Origin of the sequence: Streptococcus pseudopneumoniae, assembly GCF_038148955.1 — a bacterium.
Lineage (GTDB): Bacteria > Bacillota > Bacilli > Lactobacillales > Streptococcaceae > Streptococcus > Streptococcus pseudopneumoniae_T.
Genome location: NZ_JBBJZY010000011.1, coordinates 34,712 through 52,082 on the forward strand (window position 1 = coordinate 34,712; position 17,371 = coordinate 52,082).

The following is a 17,371-nucleotide window of genomic DNA, read 5'->3' on the forward strand; positions in this document are numbered from 1 at the left end:
CAAACATGAGAATTTTTGCTAGTCCTTCGAGATATATTCAAGGGGAAAATGCCTTGTTCGAAAATGCCAAATCAATATTGGATTTGGGGAATCGTCCTATTCTATTATGCGATCAGTTGGTTTATGATATTGTTGGAAAACGATTTGAAGATTACCTACATAGGTATGGTTTCCATATTGTTCTAGCCAAGTTTAATGGTGAAGCTTCTGACAATGAAATCAATCGAGTTGTTGCCTTGGCTGAGAAAGAAAATTGTGATAGTATTATCGGTCTTGGTGGAGGAAAGACGATTGATAGCGCAAAAGCTATTGCAGATTTGATTGAAAAGCCTGTTATTATTGCTCCAACAATTGCATCGACCGACGCACCTGTATCTGCTTTATCTGTTATTTATACAGATGAAGGTGCATTTGATCATTATCTATTTTATTCTAAAAATCCAGATTTAGTTTTGGTTGATACAAAAGTTATTTCACAAGCCCCTAAGCGTTTATTAGCGTCTGGTATTGCAGATGGTTTAGCAACTTGGGTTGAGGCGCGTGCGGTTATGCAGGCAAATGGAAAAACTATGTTGGGACAACAGCAAACGTTGGCTGGAATTGCAATTGCGAAGAAATGTGAAGAAACGCTGTTTGCAGATGGTTTACAGGCTATGGCAGCTTGTGAAGCTAAAGTGGTGACACCAGCATTAGAAAATATTGTTGAAGCTAATACTTTATTGAGTGGCCTAGGTTTTGAAAGTGGAGGATTAGCTGCGGCGCATGCGATTCATAATGGTTTTACTGCATTGACAGGTGACATTCATCATTTAACACATGGTGAAAAAGTAGCTTATGGAACTTTGGTACAACTATTATTGGAAAATAGACCTAAAGAAGAACTTGATAAGTATATTGAGTTTTACAAAAAAATTGGTATGCCAACAACTCTAAAAGAAATGCATTTAGATCAAGTTGGATATGATGATTTAATAAAAGTTGGTAAACAAGCAACTATGGAGGGTGAGACAATCCATCAGATGCCGTTTAAGATTTCGTCTTCAGATGTTGCTCAAGCTATCATCGCTGTAGACGCCTATGTAAATTCAAAATAAACAATAAGGACTACTGTTTTCCAAATGGTAGTCTTTTATTGATCCTCGTATTGAATCCGACGTTCTTCATAAATCAAAAAGCGACATAGGTTGTCGGCTATTTACTATAAATACATTAATTAGCATTCCAGTCGTATCTTCGGTCTAAAATTAGTATTTTGTGTTATAAGAGATAAGCTTCTTGTTTTGCTCTTTGATTTCCCGCATAACAATAAGATAAAAAAGTGAGTGATAGAGCAATTCAGAGTCATCAAAATTAATGAAATACAGTATACAGTTTTTTCTTTTAACACATTTCAAATTCCCTCAAAAATGGTATAATAGTAACATCACAAAATTGGAGAGAGACCATGAGTTTTTACAATCATAAAGAAATTGAGCCTAAGTGGCAGGGCTACTGGGCAGAACATCATACATTTAAGACAGGAACAGATGTATCAAAACCGAAGTTTTATGCTCTCGATATGTTCCCTTATCCGTCTGGAGCGGGTCTGCACGTAGGACACCCAGAAGGCTATACCGCAACTGATATCCTCAGCCGTTACAAACGTGCGCAAGGCTACAATGTCCTTCACCCAATGGGCTGGGATGCTTTTGGTTTGCCAGCTGAACAGTATGCTATGGATACAGGTAATGACCCAGCAGAATTTACAGCTGAGAACATTGCCAACTTCAAACGCCAAATCAATGCGCTTGGATTTTCTTACGACTGGGATCGTGAAGTCAACACAACAGATCCAAACTACTACAAGTGGACTCAATGGATCTTCACTAAGCTTTACGAAAAAGGCTTGGCCTATGAAGCGGAAGTGCCAGTAAACTGGGTTGAAGAGTTGGGAACAGCCATTGCCAACGAAGAAGTCCTTCCTGATGGAACTTCTGAGCGTGGAGGCTATCCAGTTGTCCGCAAACCAATGCGCCAATGGATGCTCAAAATCACGGCCTATGCGGAGCGCTTGCTTAATGACTTAGATGAACTTGATTGGCCAGAGTCTATCAAGGACATGCAACGTAACTGGATTGGTAAATCAACTGGTGCTAATGTAACTTTTAAAGTTAAGGGAACAGACAAGGAATTCACAGTCTTTACCACTCGTCCTGACACTCTTTTCGGTGCGACTTTCACCGTTTTGGCTCCTGAGCATGACTTGGTTGACGCTATCACAAGTTCAGAGCAAGCAGAAGCAGTAGCAGACTACAAACACCAAGCTAGTCTCAAGTCTGACTTGGCTCGTACAGACCTTGCTAAAGAAAAAACAGGGGTTTGGACTGGTGCTTATGCCATCAATCCTGTCAATGGCAAGGAAATTCCAATCTGGATTGCGGACTATGTTCTTGCTAGTTATGGAACAGGTGCGGTAATGGCTGTTCCTGCCCACGACCAACGTGACTGGGAATTTGCCAAACAATTTGACCTTCCAATCGTAGAAGTACTTGAAGGTGGAAACGTTGAAGAAGCTGCCTACACAGAAGATGGACTTCATGTCAATTCAGACTTCCTAGATGGATTGAACAAAGAAGACGCAATTGCTAAGATTGTGGCTTGGTTGGAAGAAAAAGGCTGTGGTCAGGAGAAGGTGACCTACCGTCTTCGCGACTGGCTCTTTAGCCGTCAACGTTACTGGGGTGAGCCAATTCCAATCATTCATTGGGAAGATGGAACTTCAACAGCTGTTCCTGAAAATGAATTGCCACTTGTCTTGCCTGTAACCAAGGACATCCGTCCTTCAGGTACTGGAGAAAGTCCGCTAGCTAACTTGACAGACTGGCTTGAAGTGACTCGTGAAGATGGTGTTAAAGGTCGTCGTGAAACCAACACCATGCCACAATGGGCTGGCTCAAGCTGGTACTACCTCCGCTATATTGACCCGCACAATACTGAGAAATTGGCTGACGAGGATCTCCTCAAACAATGGCTGCCAGTAGATATCTATGTGGGTGGTGCAGAGCATGCTGTACTTCACTTGCTCTATGCTCGTTTCTGGCACAAATTCCTCTATGACCTCGGTGTTGTTCCAACTAAGGAGCCATTCCAAAAACTCTTTAACCAAGGGATGATTTTGGGGACTAGCTACCGTGACCACCGTGGGGCTCTTGTGGCGACTGACAAGGTTGAAAAACGTGATGGTTCTTTCTTCCATGTGGAAACAGGCGAAGAGTTGGAGCAAGCCCCAGCCAAGATGTCTAAATCGCTCAAGAATGTTGTAAATCCAGACGATGTGGTGGAACAATACGGTGCCGATACCCTTCGTGTCTATGAAATGTTCATGGGACCACTTGATGCTTCCATCGCTTGGTCTGAAGAAGGTCTGGAAGGAAGCCGTAAGTTCCTTGACCGTGTTTACCGTTTGATTACAAGTAAAGAAATCGTTGCGGAAAACAATGGTGCTCTTGACAAGGTTTATAACGAAACCGTTAAAGCTGTCACAGAACAAATCGAGTCCATGAAATTCAACACAGCCATTGCCCAACTTATGGTCTTTGTCAACGCTGCTAACAAGGAAGACAAGCTCTATGTGGACTACGCTAAAGGCTTTATCCAATTGATTGCTCCATTTGCACCTCATTTGGCAGAAGAACTCTGGCAAACTGTTGCGGCAACAGGAGAATCAATCTCTTACGTAGCTTGGCCAACATGGGACGAAAGCAAATTAGTTGAAGACGAAATCGAAATCGTCGTTCAAATCAAAGGGAAAGTCCGTGCTAAATTGATGGTCGCTAAAGACTTGTCACGCGAAGAATTGCAAGAAATTGCTCTAGCGGATGAAAAAGTCAAAGCAGAAATTGACGGTAAGGAAATCGTGAAAGTGATTGCGGTACCGAATAAATTGGTTAATATTGTTGTGAAATAAGATAGGAATCCTTCAGAGTAGAATCTGGAGGATTTTTTGATTCTTCTTATGAAAGTATGATATACTATGGGCAACTATAAAGTTTGAAAAGTGAAACAAGGAGAAAGTTATGCCAGTAAACGAATATGGTCAGATGATTGGTGAGTCAATGGAAGGTTATACACCTGGTGAATTGCCTGCTATTGATCTCTTAGAAGGGCGTTATGCTAGGGTAGAGGCTCTTTCGGTGGAAAAGCATGCGAAGGATTTATTAGCTGTTTATGGTCCAGATACACCTCGAGAGATGTGGACTTACCTCTTTCAGGAACCAGTGGCAGATATGGAGGAGCTGGTTGCCGTTTTAAATCAGATGTTGGCTCGTAAGGAACGCTTTTACTATGCAATTATAGACAAGGAAATTGGTAAGGCCTTGGGAACTTTTTCTCTCATGCGCATTGACCAGAATAACCGAGTGATAGAAGTGGGAGCGGTCACTTTTTCTCCAGAACTCAGGGGAACACGAATAGGGACAGAAGCTCAGTATCTCTTGGCGCGCTACGTTTTTGAGGAGCTTAACTATCGTCGCTACGAATGGAAATGTGATTCTCTTAATCTGCCATCCAGACGAGCTGCGGAGCGTTTGGGATTTGTCTATGAAGGAACCTTCCGTCAGGCAGTGGTTTATAAGGGACGGACGAGGGATACGGATTGGTTGTCTATGATTGATAAGGACTGGCCCCAAGTCAAAGCTCGATTGGAAGCATGGTTGGCTCCTGAAAATTTTGATAAAAATGGACGACAGTACAAGAGCTTGAGAGAGTTTTAAGAGGTGTTGACATGATCACTATTAAAAAGCAAGAATTTGTCAAGCTAGAGGATGTTTGGCATCTCTATCAGGCTGTCGGTTGGACAAATTATACCCATCAATCAGAGATGCTGGAGCAGGCCTTATCTCATTCATTAGCGATTTATGTGGCGCTTGATGGTGATACTGTGGTGGGCTTGATTCGTTTGATTGGTGATGGTTTTTCATCAGTATTGGTTCAGGATTTAATCGTTTTACCAATCTATCAGCGTCAAGGGATTGGTAGTGCCCTAATGAAAGAGGCTTTAGAGGATTACAAAGATGCCTATCAAGTCCAGCTGGTGACAGACCAGACGGAAAGAACCTTGAGATTCTATCGTTCTATGGGCTTTGAAGTCTTATCCACCTATAATTGTATAGGAATGACTTGGGTAAATCGAGAAAAATAACAAAACTTGTTTTTTCTTAAGCAAAGTTTAAGGCTGGTCTAGTATCATATAGTCATTAAATAAAGACCTCCTAACTTTATTTAATGAAATCCTAAAACTTTTTTTCATCATAATCTCCTAATGAAGTCACCCAATCAGGTGGCTTTTTTTGTGGGGTGAAGAGATGCTGATAGAATTTTTTTGAAAAATGGTAGAATTCGAGAAAAGTTAAGCTAGTTTTAAGCTTCGTCTTGTATCATATAGTTATTAAATAAAGACCTCCTAACTTTATTTAATAAAATCCTAAACTTTTCTTTTTCATAATAATCTCCCTTAACTCCACCAAATCAGGTGGAGTTTTTTGGCTCTATTTCAGGCTTTTGGGGACTATTCTAAAAATCATTTTTCGATATTTTTCGGATTTTGGTCGGGGAATTGGCGGGGACTTTTTAGCGAATATGACTAAGAAATAGGTTTGTTGTCGCTTCAGCTGCTTCAAACTCAATTTGATTGTAAGTGACTGTTAATTGAAGGGCTGGAACTGCTGTAATAATGATTTTGCTTGTCCAGTAGTGGCGTATTAAATAAGGAGTGACATGTAAGATTGTCTCTTCGTTTACTAAATCAAAATTTCTATGAAATTGATAGAATCCCTAACTTTCTCTTAAACTTGAAAGTCTTGTTGTAAAGCGGTTAAAGCTTGAGAAGCTGAGTAGATGAGGGTATAAATCTTTGACAAATTTTGTGAACTGTGGGATAATAAAAAGGAATTGAGTACTAGTTCTATATCATAGGCTAGAAAAGACCCCAAGCTCACGTCCAAATAAGCTTGGGGTCTTTTTTTGACACTATTTGTCCTTGTTTAGCCATTTATCGACTAAGCGAAGAACGACACCGACCACAATTGGTCCGATGATAGTTTTGAGTACTAATTCCATCATGGGCTATCTCACCTCCTTTCGCAGGCGGTGTAGCAGTGCCGTAGAATATTATACCACATAAGTGCTAAAGTCGGGAGGCACCAATTCAGTGGCTTTTTTGTTTACGGGCTGGATTTTTGATATAATAGAGCAATGAGTAGAATTTTAGACAATGAGATAATGGGGGATGAGGAGTTAGTAGAACACACGCTCCGTCCTCAGTATTTACGTGAATATATCGGGCAGGACAAGGTTAAGGACCAGCTTCAAATCTTTATAGAAGCCGCCAAAATGCGGGATGAAGCGCTGGATCATGTGCTCTTATTTGGACCTCCAGGTTTGGGGAAGACGACCATGGCTTTTGTTATTGCCAACGAACTGGGAGTCAATCTCAAGCAGACCTCTGGGCCTGTCATTGAAAAGGCTGGTGATCTGGTAGCGATTTTGAATGATTTGGATCCTGGGGATGTCCTCTTTATTGACGAGATTCATCGCTTGCCCATGTCGGTGGAAGAGGTGCTTTATAGTGCCATGGAGGACTTCTACATTGACATCATGATTGGTGCTGGTGAAGGCAGTCGCAGTGTTCATTTGGAGTTGCCACCTTTTACCTTGATTGGTGCTACGACTCGGGCTGGTATGCTTTCCAATCCGCTACGGGCACGTTTTGGGATCACAGGTCATATGGAGTATTATGCCCATGCTGACTTGACAGAAATTGTTGAGCGGACAGCAGATATTTTTGAGATGGAAATCACCCATGAGGCAGCATCTGAGTTGGCCTTGCGTAGTCGTGGAACCCCTCGTATTGCCAATCGTCTCCTCAAGCGCGTGCGCGATTTTGCCCAGATTATGGGAAATGGGGTTATCGATGATCTTATTACCGATAAGGCTCTGACCATGCTAGATGTTGACCATGAAGGTTTGGACTATGTGGACCAAAAAATCCTTCGGACTATGATTGAGATGTATGGTGGTGGCCCTGTTGGGTTAGGCACTCTTTCCGTCAATATTGCTGAGGAGCGCGAGACGGTGGAAGACATGTATGAGCCTTACTTGATTCAAAAAGGTTTTATCATGCGGACACGGTCTGGACGGGTTGCAACGGCTAAGGCCTACGAACATTTAGGGTATGAATACAATGAAAAATGAGCAAGAAATCCTAAAAGCTTTCAGAGAAGATTCGGATATGATGACCATTCTGACCATCATCCGAGACCTTGATTTAAAAGACTCGTGGTTGGTAGCAGGTTCTGTCAGAAATTTCATCTGGAATCTTTTGTCATACAAATCACCTTTTGACTGTGAAACAGATGTAGATGTGATTTTCTTTGATCCAGATATTTCTTATGAGGAAACCTTGTCCCTAGAGAAAAAGTTGAGAGCGGATTTTCCTCAGTACCAGTGGGAGTTGAAAAATCAGGTCTATATGCACCAGCACAGTCCTCACACTGCTCCCTATACCAGCTCTCGTGATGCTATGAGTAAGTATCCAGAACAGTGTACTGCGGTTGGGCTCCGTTTGAATGAAGAATACGCTTTAGAATTCTTTACTCCTTATGGACTTGAGGATATTTTGAATTTCCAAGTTCGTCCAACTCCTCATTTTTTAGAAAATGAAGACCGAATGGGACTCTATCAAACACGTTTATCCAAGAAAAATTGGCAGGAGAAATGGAAAAATTTGATTTTTAAAAATACTTAAGGAAACTTTAAGTTAGGAAGTGTATACTAAGTCCATAAGTTAAGAAGACCTTAACTTAAACTCCTAAAACTTTTTCATAATAATCTCCCTATAAAAAATAGAGTCGCCCAATCAGGCGACTTATTTTTTTGAAAACTGAGCCTGATACCTGAGTATAAATAGCTTAGTGATAGAAGAAAATAGGGAAATATGGTATAATGAAACGATAGATTTTTGAATAGGAATAAGATCATGTTTGGATTTTTTAAGAAAGATAAGGCTGTGGAAGTAGAGGTTCCGACACAGGTTCCTGCTCATATCGGCATCATCATGGATGGCAATGGCCGTTGGGCTAAAAAACGTATGCAACCGCGAGTTTTTGGACATAAGGCGGGCATGGAAGCATTGCAAACTGTGACTAAGGCAGCCAACAAACTAGGCGTTAAGGTGATTACGGTCTATGCTTTTTCTACGGAAAATTGGACCCGTCCAGATCAGGAAGTCAAGTTTATCATGAACTTGCCAGTAGAGTTTTATGATAATTATGTTCCAGAACTACATGCGAATAATGTTAAGATTCAAATGATTGGAGAGACAGGCCGCCTGCCTAAGCAGACTTTTGAAGCTTTAACCAAGGCTGAGGAATTGACTAAGAACAACACAGGGTTGATTCTTAATTTTGCCCTCAACTATGGTGGACGTGCTGAGATTACACAGGCGCTTAAGTTGATTTCCCAGGATGTGTTAGATGCCAAAATCAACCCAGGTGACATCACAGAGGAATTGATTGGTAATTATCTTTTTACCCAGCATTTACCTAAGGACTTACGAGACCCAGACTTGATTATCCGTACTAGTGGAGAATTGCGTTTGAGCAATTTCCTTCCATGGCAGGGAGCCTACAGTGAGCTCTATTTTACGGATACCTTGTGGCCTGATTTTGACGAGGCGGCCTTGCAGGAAGCCATTCTTGCCTACAATCGTCGTCATCGCCGATTTGGAGGAGTTTAGGAGGAAATATGACACAGGATTTACAGAAAAGAACCTTGTTTGCAGGGATTGCCCTGGCTATTTTCCTACCAATTTTAATGATTGGGGGCCTCTTGCTTCAGATAGCAATTGGAATCATAGCCATGCTAGCCATGCATGAACTTTTGAAGATGAGAGGTCTAGAGACCATGACGATGGAGGGCCTCTTGACCCTCTTTGCAACCTTTGCCTTGACCATTCCCTTGGAGAATTACCTGACTTTTTTGCCAGTTGATGGGAATGTGGTTGCCTATAGTGTGTTGATTTCAATTATGTTAGGAACGACTGTTTTTAGCAAGTCTTATACGATTGAGGACGCTGTTTTCCCTCTTGCTATGAGTTTCTACGTAGGCTTTGGATTTAATGCTTTACTAGATGCTCGCGTTGCAGGTTTAGATAAGGCGCTTTTGGCCTTGTGTATCGTCTGGGCGACAGACAGTGGTGCCTATCTTGTTGGGATGAACTATGGTAAACGAAAATTAGCTCCGACAGTTTCTCCAAATAAAACCTTTGAGGGTGCCTTGGGTGGTATTTTAGGCGCTATTTTAGTAACCATCATCTTTATGATAGTTGACAGTACAGTTGCTCTTCCATATGGAATTTACAAGATGTCAGTCTTTGCTATTTTCTTTAGCATTGCTGGACAATTTGGTGATTTACTAGAAAGTTCGATCAAACGTCATTTTGGTGTCAAGGATTCTGGGAAATTTATCCCTGGACATGGTGGTGTTTTGGATCGTTTCGATAGTATGTTGCTTGTATTTCCAATCATGCACTTGTTTGGACTCTTTTAATCAAAAGACGGAGGAAATACTATGCTCGGAATTTTAACCTTTATTCTGGTTTTCGGGATTATTGTAGTGGTGCACGAGTTCGGACACTTCTACTTTGCCAAGAAATCAGGAATTCTAGTGCGTGAATTTGCCATTGGCATGGGACCCAAGATCTTTGCTCATATTGGCAAGGACGGGACGGCCTATACCATTCGAATCTTGCCTCTGGGAGGCTACGTTCGCATGGCCGGTTGGGGTGATGATACAACTGAAATCAAGACAGGAACTCCTGTCAGTTTGACGCTTACTGATGATGGTAAGGTTAAACGCATCAATCTTTCAGGTAAAAAATTGGATCAAACAGCCCTCCCTATGCAGGTGACTCAGTTTGACTTTGAAGACAAGCTCTTTATCAAGGGCTTGGTTCTGGAAGAAGAAAAAACATTTGCAGTGGATCACGATGCGACGGTTGTGGAAGCAGATGGTACTGAGGTTCGGATTGCACCTTTAGATGTTCAATATCAAAATGCGACTATCTGGGGCAAACTCATTACTAATTTTGCAGGCCCTATGAATAACTTTATCTTAGGTGTCGTTGTTTTTTGGATTTTAATCTTTATGCAGGGTGGTGTCAGAGATGTTGATACCAACCAGTTCCATGTCATGCCCCAAGGGGCCTTGGCTAAGGTGGGAGTGGCAGAAACGGCACAAATTACCAAGATTGGCTCACATGAGATTAGTAACTGGGAAAGCTTGATTCAGGCTGTGGAAACAGAAACCAAAGGTAAGACGGCCCCGACCTTGAATGTGACTATTTCTGAAAAGGGTAGTGACAAACAAGTTACGGTTACTCCAGAAGAAAATCAAGGTCGTTACCTTCTAGGTGTTCAACCGGGAATTAAGTCGGACTTTCTATCCATGTTTGTAGGTGGATTTACAACTGCTGCTGACTCGGCTCTCCGAATTCTATCAGCTCTGAAAAATCTGATTTTCCAACCGGATTTGAACAAGCTAGGTGGACCTGTTGCCATCTTTAAGGCAAGTAGTGATGCCGCTAAAAATGGAATTGAGAACGTCTTGTACTTCTTGGCAATGATTTCCATCAATATCGGGATTTTTAATCTTATTCCGATTCCAGCCCTGGATGGTGGTAAGATTGTGCTCAATATCCTAGAAGCCATCCGCCGCAAACCATTGAAACAAGAAATTGAAACCTATGTCACCTTGGCCGGAGTGGTCATCATGGTTGTCTTGATGATTGCTGTGACCTGGAATGACATCATGCGACTCTTTTTTAGATAATCGAGGAATATTATGAAACAAAGTAAAATGCCTATCCCAACGCTTCGCGAAATGCCAAGCGATGCTCAAGTTATCAGCCATGCTCTTATGTTGCGAGCTGGTTATGTTCGTCAAGTCTCAGCAGGTGTTTATTCTTATCTACCACTTGCTAATCGTGTGATTGAAAAAGCTAAAAATATCATGCGTCAAGAATTCGACAAGATTGGTGCCGTTGAGATGTTGGCTCCTGCCCTTCTTAGTGCAGAATTGTGGCGCGAATCAGGTCGTTACGAAACTTATGGTGAGGACCTTTACAAACTAAAAAACCGTGAAAAATCAGACTTCATTCTAGGTCCAACTCACGAAGAAACCTTTACAGCTATTGTCCGTGATTCTGTTAAGTCTTACAAGCAATTGCCACTCAACCTTTACCAAATCCAGCCTAAGTATCGTGATGAAAAACGCCCACGTAATGGACTTCTTCGTACACGTGAGTTCATCATGAAGGATGCTTACAGCTTTCATGCTAACTATGATAGCTTGGACAGTGTTTATGATGAGTACAAGGCTGCTTATGAGCGTATTTTCACTCGTAGTGGCTTAGACTTCAAGGCTATCATTGGTGACGGTGGAGCCATGGGTGGTAAGGACAGCCAAGAATTTATGGCCATTACACCTGCTCGTACAGACCTTGACCGCTGGGTTGTCTTGGACAAGTCCGTTGCCTCATTTGACGAAATTCCTACAGAAGTGCAAGAAGAAATCAAGGCAGAATTGCTCAAATGGATGGTTTCTGGTGAAGATACCATTGCTTACTCAAGTGAATCTAGCTATGCGGCTAACTTGGAAATGGCAACAAACGAGTACAAACCAAGCAACCGTGTTGTCGCTGAAGAAGAAGTGACTCGTGTTGCAACGCCAGATGTTAAATCAATCGATGAAGTTGCAGCCTTCCTTAACGTTCCAGAAGAACAAACGATTAAAACTCTCTTCTACATGGCAGATGGTGAGCTTGTTGCAGCCCTTCTAGTTGGAAATGACCAACTCAACGAAGTCAAGTTGAAAAACCACTTGGGAGCAGATTTCTTTGACGTTGCTAGCGAAGAAGAAGTGGCGAATCTTGTTCAAGCAGGATTTGGTTCACTTGGACCAGTTGGTTTGCCAGAGAATGTTAAAATCATCGCAGACCGTAAGGTGCAAGATGTTCGCAATGCAGTTGTGGGAGCTAATGAAGATGGCTACCACTTGACTGGTGTGAACCCAGGTCGTGATTTTACTGCAGAATATGTGGATATCCGTGAAGTTCGTGAGGGTGAAATTTCCCCAGACGGACAAGGTGTCCTTAACTTTGCACGTGGTATTGAAATTGGTCACATTTTCAAACTCGGCACTCGCTATTCAGCAAGCATGGGAGCAGATGTCTTGGATGAAAATGGCCGTGCTGTACCAATTATCATGGGATGTTACGGTATCGGTGTTAGCCGTCTCCTTTCAGCAGTTATGGAGCAACACGCTCGCCTCTTTGTTAATAAAACGCCAAAAGGTGAATACCGTTACGCTTGGGGTATCAACTTCCCTAAAGAATTGGCACCATTTGATGTGCACTTGATTACTGTCAATGTCAAGGATGAAGAAGCGCAAGCTTTGACAGAAAAGCTTGAAGCAAGCTTGATGAGAGCTGGTTATGAAGTCTTGACAGATGACCGTAACGAACGTGTTGGAGTCAAATTCAGCGATAGCGATTTGATTGGGTTGCCAATCCGTATCACTGTTGGTAAAAAAGTAGCCGATGGTATCGTAGAAGTTAAAATCAAAGCGACTGGTGATACCATCGAGGTTCATGCAGATAACGTGCTTGAAACGCTTGAAATCCTCAGCAAGAAATAAAAACTATAATCAGAAGAAAAACAAGGAAAAAATGTAACTAGTTTTTACCTTGTTTTTTCTGTATAATGGGAAAAATGACTAGATAAAGAGGTAAATGTATGCTAAGATTTCCAAAGGATTTTGTCTGGGGATCCTCCACTTCTGGACCACAGACAGAAGGGCGTGTAGCTGGTGACGGTAAGGGAGATAATCTCTGGGATTACTGGTACCAAGTGGAGCCAAATCGTTACTATAATGGGATTGGTCCAGATAAGACATCGACCTTTTATGAAAACTGGGAACAGGATATTGAGCTTTTGTTAGAGACTGGTCACACGGCCTTTCGGACTTCTATTCAGTGGTCACGGATTTTTCCACAAGGCTGTGGAAAAATCAACCCTCAAGGTGTGGATTTTTATCGTAAGGTCTTTGAGGCAATTAAGGCTAAGGGGATTCGACTTTTAGTCAATCTCTACCACTTTGATTTGCCTTTTGCTCTTCAAGAAGATGGTGATGGTTGGGAAAATAAGGCGACTGTCTCAGCTTATGAAGACTATGCTCGTTTTTGTTTTGAGACTTATGGCGATTTAGTGGATCAATGGATTACCTTTAACGAGCCCATCGTTCCGGTGGAATTTGGCTATTTTTACGATGCCCATTATCCACATAAGGTGGATTCAGAAGCAGCGGTTAAAGTAGCCTACCACACACAATTAGCTAGCAGTCGAGCGGTCAAGGCTTGTCATGAACTCTTACCTGACTCTAAGATTGGGATTGTCTTAAATTTGACACCGGCTTATCCACGTAGCCAGCATCCTGCTGATGTCAAGGCTGCTCGTATTGCAGACCTTTTTCAGGCCCAATCTTTCTTAGATCCGTCTGTTTTGGGGACTTATCCACAGGAGTTGGTAGAAATCTTGCATGAACACGGTCTCTTGCCTGATACCACAGAGGAAGAGTTGGAGCTCATTCGTGACAATACGGTGGATTTCCTTGGTGTTAACTACTATCAACCTTTGCGCGTTATGGCACCTCGATTTGCTAAACATCCAGAGAGTCCACTCTTACCAGAACATTTTTACGAGCCTTATGTGATGCCTGGACGTAAAATCAATCCTCACCGTGGCTGGGAGATTTATGAGCAAGGGATTTATGACATCGCCCAAAATATCAAGGAAAACTATGGCAATATCGAGTGGATGTTGACAGAGAATGGTATGGGTGTTGAAGGGGAAGAAAAATTCCGTCAAGATGGGATGATTCAAGATGATTACCGTATTGACTTTGTAAAAGGTCATCTTCGTGAACTGTACCGTGCGATTGAAGATGGAGCCAATTGTAAGGGCTACTTGATTTGGACCTTTATTGACTGTTGGTCATGGCTCAACAGCTATAAAAACCGTTATGGGTTGGTTGAACTAGACTTGGAAACACAGGAACGTCGTCTGAAGAAATCAGGGCACTGGTTCAAGGAATTAAGCGATAATAATGGATTTTAAAAAGGACTCTGACTGATGATTTTAATTGGTCAGAATTTTTTCTTATAGGAGCTTAATTTGAACTATACCAATTTTTACTCTTGACAAGCGAAAGAAACAAGTATATACTGTTTTTGCTGATTCTATAAAAGAGGAATCAGACTATACCAATTTTAAGGAGAAAGCACAGCTTGGCTGTGTCGTATATACTATGTGTGGAATTGTTGGTGTTGTTGGAAACACAAATGCAACTGATATTTTGATTCAAGGACTTGAAAAGCTCGAATACCGTGGCTATGATTCTGCGGGAATTTTTGTCCTAGGTGGTGCTGATAACCATTTGGTGAAGGCTGTTGGTCGTATCGCAGAATTGTCTGCCAAGACAGCTGGTGTTGAGGGAACAACTGGTATCGGACATACTCGTTGGGCAACTCATGGGAAACCAACGGAAGACAATGCTCACCCACATCGCTCTGAGACAGAACGTTTTGTCTTGGTGCATAACGGGGTGATTGAGAACTACCTTGAAATCAAGGAAGAATACCTTGCAGGTCACCACTTTAAGGGGCAAACAGATACGGAAATCGCCGTTCACTTGATTGGAAAATTTGCGGAAGAAGAAGGTCTCTCAGTTCTTGAAGCCTTCAAAAAAGCTCTTCACATCATCCGTGGTTCTTATGCCTTTGCCTTGGTTGATTCTGAAAATCCAGATGTCATCTACGTAGCTAAGAATAAATCACCACTTTTGATTGGTCTTGGAGAAGGCTATAACATGGTCTGCTCAGATGCTATGGCTATGATTCGTGAGACCAACCAATACATGGAAATTCATGACCAAGAGTTGGTAATCGTCAAGGCTGATAGCGTGGAAGTTCAAGATTATGATGGCAACAGCCGTGAACGTGCTAGCTATACTGCGGAACTTGACTTATCAGATATTGGTAAGGGAACTTATCCTTACTATATGCTTAAGGAAATTGATGAGCAACCAACTGTTATGCGTAAACTCATCCAAGCCTACACAGATGAGGCTGGTCAAGTAGTGGTTGATCCTGCTATCATTAAGGCTGTTCAAGATGCAGACCGCATCTACATCCTTGCAGCTGGAACATCTTACCACGCAGGATTTGCTTCTAAGAAGATGCTGGAAGAATTGACAGATACACCAGTTGAACTTGGCATCTCATCTGAGTGGGGTTACGGTATGCCACTTCTCAGCAAAAAACCGCTCTTCATCTTTATCAGCCAGTCTGGTGAAACAGCAGATAGCCGTCAGGTTTTGGTTAAGGCCAATGAAATGGGTATTCCAAGCTTGACAGTGACAAACGTACCAGGTTCAACTCTTTCACGTGAAGCCAACCATACCATGCTCCTTCATGCAGGTCCTGAAATTGCCGTAGCATCAACCAAGGCTTATACAGCACAAATTGCAGCCCTTGCCTTTCTTGCAAAAGCAGTAGGAGAAGCAAATGGTAATGTCAAAGCGCAAGCCTTTGATTTGGTGCATGAATTGTCAATTGTAGCTCAGTCTATCGAATCAACTCTTTCAGAGAAAGAAACCATCGAAGCCAAGGTTCGTGATCTTCTTGAAACAACTCGCAACGCCTTTTATATCGGACGTGGTCAAGATTACTATGTAGCCATGGAAGCAAGTCTCAAACTTAAAGAGATTTCTTACATCCAGTGTGAGGGCTTTGCGGCAGGAGAACTCAAGCACGGAACCATTGCCTTGATTGAAGAAGGAACACCCGTCTTGGCACTCTTGTCAGATCCAGTCCTTGCCAACCATACTCGTGGAAATATCCAAGAGGTCGCAGCCCGTGGTGCCAAAGTTCTCACTATCGCAGAAGAAAATGTTGCTAAAGAGACAGATGATATCGTCCTTACGACCGTACACCCTTACCTCTCACCAATTTCAATGGTCGTACCGACGCAATTGGTCGCTTACTTTGCAACCCTTCACCGTGGACTTGATGTAGACAAACCACGTAATCTTGCTAAGTCAGTAACGGTAGAATAAGCTAAAAAAGTCTAGTTATCTAGGCTTTTTCTTGTGAGCAAATTTATTGAAAGTAAAAATAATTAGTGATAGAATACCCTAAAACTAAAAGAGATAGTGAGGAAACACCATGGTAGAACTGGGAATTTCAACATTTGGGGAAACAACGGAGCTTGAGGGGACTGGGCAAACTTACAGTCATGCCGAACGCATTCGTCAGTTGGTGGCAGAGATTGAACTGGCTGACAAGGTTGGTTTGGATGTGTATGGGATTGGTGAGCACCATCGATTGGATTTTGCAGTATCAGCTCCAGAGATTGTTCTGGCCGCTGGGGCAGTTAATACCAAGAAAATCCGTTTGACCAGTGCAGTCAGCATACTCTCGAGCATGGACCCGATTCGGTTGTTCCAACAGTATGCCACTATCGATGCTTTGTCCAATGGACGAGCGGAGATTATGGCTGGAAGGGGTTCTTTCACGGAATCTTTCCCTCTGTTCGGCTATGACTTGAAAGACTACGAAGCTCTCTTTGATGAGAAATTAGATTTGCTTCAATTAGTCAATGAAAAGACCAAGCTAGACTGGCAAGGGCGCTTGACCCAAACGATTGCTGGCAAAGAAGTTTATCCTCGTCCAGTTCAGGACAAATTGCCCTTGTGGATAGCGACAGGTGGTCATGTCGAATCAACAGTGAAGATTGCTCAGGCAGGTCTACCGATTGTCTATGCCATAATTGGTGGCAATCCGCCTTATTTTAAAAAATTGATTCAGGCTTATCGTGAGATTGGGAGCGAAGCGGGCCATGCCAGTCATGAGCTGAAGGTCGGAGCCCATTCTTGGGGTTGGATTGCTGAGGATGGCGATCAGGCTGTGAAAGATTATTTCCATCCGACCAAGCAAGTAGTGGATGCTATTTCCAAAGACCGTCCTCACTGGCAGGAGTTGCGTTATGAACAATATTTGGAGCAGGTAGGGTCAAATGGTGCTATGTTTGTGGGCAATCCAGATCAGGTGGCAGAAAAATTGATTCGCATGATTGAAGATCTAGGGTTGGACCGCTTCATGCTCCATCTACCGCTTGGTTCCATGCCTCATGACCAAGTTCTGCGAGCTATTGAACTCTTCGGAACGCAAGTGGCACCCAAAGTCCGAGCTTACTTTGCTATGAAAGAGGCTTAATAA

At 42.5% G+C, this 17,371-nt stretch carries 14 protein-coding genes; 13 read left to right on the forward strand and 1 reads right to left on the reverse strand.

The annotated features are described in order from the left end of the window. Positions 1–5: 5 nt before the first annotated feature. The 4 genes from WKI23_RS05390 to WKI23_RS05405 all read left to right on the forward strand — a co-directional run bounded on the left by WKI23_RS05390 (position 6) and on the right by WKI23_RS05405 (position 5,179). Positions 6–1,094: a glycerol dehydrogenase gene (locus tag WKI23_RS05390; RefSeq protein WP_261060034.1), complete on the forward strand. Its 1,089-nt coding sequence runs from the start codon at positions 6–8 to the stop codon at positions 1,092–1,094. 350 nt (positions 1,095–1,444) lie between these two features. Beyond that, positions 1,445–3,946: a leucine--tRNA ligase gene (gene leuS, locus WKI23_RS05395; protein ID WP_368079190.1), complete on the forward strand. Its 2,502-nt coding sequence runs from the start codon at positions 1,445–1,447 to the stop codon at positions 3,944–3,946. A gap of 109 nt (positions 3,947–4,055) precedes the next feature. After that, on the forward strand, positions 4,056–4,751 hold the full coding sequence (locus WKI23_RS05400; protein ID WP_368079191.1) for a GNAT family protein: 696 nt from the start codon (positions 4,056–4,058) through the stop codon (positions 4,749–4,751). Positions 4,752–4,762: 11 nt separating this feature from the next. Next, entirely contained in the window at positions 4,763–5,179 is a 417-nt protein-coding gene (locus tag WKI23_RS05405; RefSeq protein WP_368079192.1) for a GNAT family N-acetyltransferase, read from the forward strand. A gap of 827 nt (positions 5,180–6,006) precedes the next feature. On the opposite strand, the gene WKI23_RS05410 is transcribed toward WKI23_RS05405, so the two are convergent. Then, entirely contained in the window at positions 6,007–6,099 is a 93-nt protein-coding gene (locus tag WKI23_RS05410; RefSeq protein WP_000970382.1) for a type I toxin-antitoxin system Fst family toxin, read from the reverse strand. Between the two features lie 132 nt (positions 6,100–6,231). Between WKI23_RS05410 and ruvB the strand changes: the two genes are divergently transcribed. From ruvB to WKI23_RS05455, 9 genes are all read left to right on the forward strand, one after another. Next, positions 6,232–7,230 (forward strand): Holliday junction branch migration DNA helicase RuvB, encoded by a 999-nt coding sequence (gene ruvB / locus WKI23_RS05415; protein ID WP_368079193.1) that lies wholly within the window; start codon positions 6,232–6,234, stop codon positions 7,228–7,230. Next, entirely contained in the window at positions 7,211–7,783 is a 573-nt protein-coding gene (locus WKI23_RS05420; protein WP_368079194.1) for a nucleotidyltransferase family protein, read from the forward strand. The genes ruvB and WKI23_RS05420 overlap by 20 nt, the downstream gene beginning before the upstream one ends. 231 nt (positions 7,784–8,014) lie before the next feature. Then, positions 8,015–8,773: an isoprenyl transferase gene (locus tag WKI23_RS05425; RefSeq protein WP_368079195.1), complete on the forward strand. Its 759-nt coding sequence runs from the start codon at positions 8,015–8,017 to the stop codon at positions 8,771–8,773. A gap of 8 nt (positions 8,774–8,781) precedes the next feature. Further along, positions 8,782–9,585, forward strand: coding sequence for a phosphatidate cytidylyltransferase (locus WKI23_RS05430; protein ID WP_000189860.1), 804 nt, complete (start codon positions 8,782–8,784; stop codon positions 9,583–9,585). A gap of 21 nt (positions 9,586–9,606) precedes the next feature. Then, positions 9,607–10,866 carry an RIP metalloprotease RseP gene (gene rseP, locus WKI23_RS05435; RefSeq protein ID WP_368079196.1) on the forward strand — a complete coding sequence of 420 codons (1,260 nt, stop codon included), beginning with the start codon at positions 9,607–9,609 and terminating at the stop codon, positions 10,864–10,866. A gap of 12 nt (positions 10,867–10,878) precedes the next feature. Continuing rightward, the gene (locus WKI23_RS05440; RefSeq protein ID WP_368079197.1) at positions 10,879–12,732 is read left to right on the forward strand and encodes a proline--tRNA ligase; all 1,854 of its coding nucleotides are present in this window, start codon (positions 10,879–10,881) and stop codon (positions 12,730–12,732) included. Positions 12,733–12,830: 98 nt separating this feature from the next. Next, complete coding sequence (gene bglA / locus WKI23_RS05445; protein ID WP_368079198.1) at positions 12,831–14,210, forward strand: 6-phospho-beta-glucosidase; 1,380 nt, start codon at positions 12,831–12,833, stop codon at positions 14,208–14,210. A 190-nt stretch (positions 14,211–14,400) separates the two neighbouring features. Next, positions 14,401–16,209, forward strand: coding sequence for a glutamine--fructose-6-phosphate transaminase (isomerizing) (gene glmS / locus WKI23_RS05450; RefSeq protein WP_368079199.1), 1,809 nt, complete (start codon positions 14,401–14,403; stop codon positions 16,207–16,209). Positions 16,210–16,318: 109 nt separating this feature from the next. Beyond that, positions 16,319–17,368: an LLM class flavin-dependent oxidoreductase gene (locus WKI23_RS05455; RefSeq protein ID WP_368079200.1), complete on the forward strand. Its 1,050-nt coding sequence runs from the start codon at positions 16,319–16,321 to the stop codon at positions 17,366–17,368. Positions 17,369–17,371 lie beyond the last annotated feature (3 nt).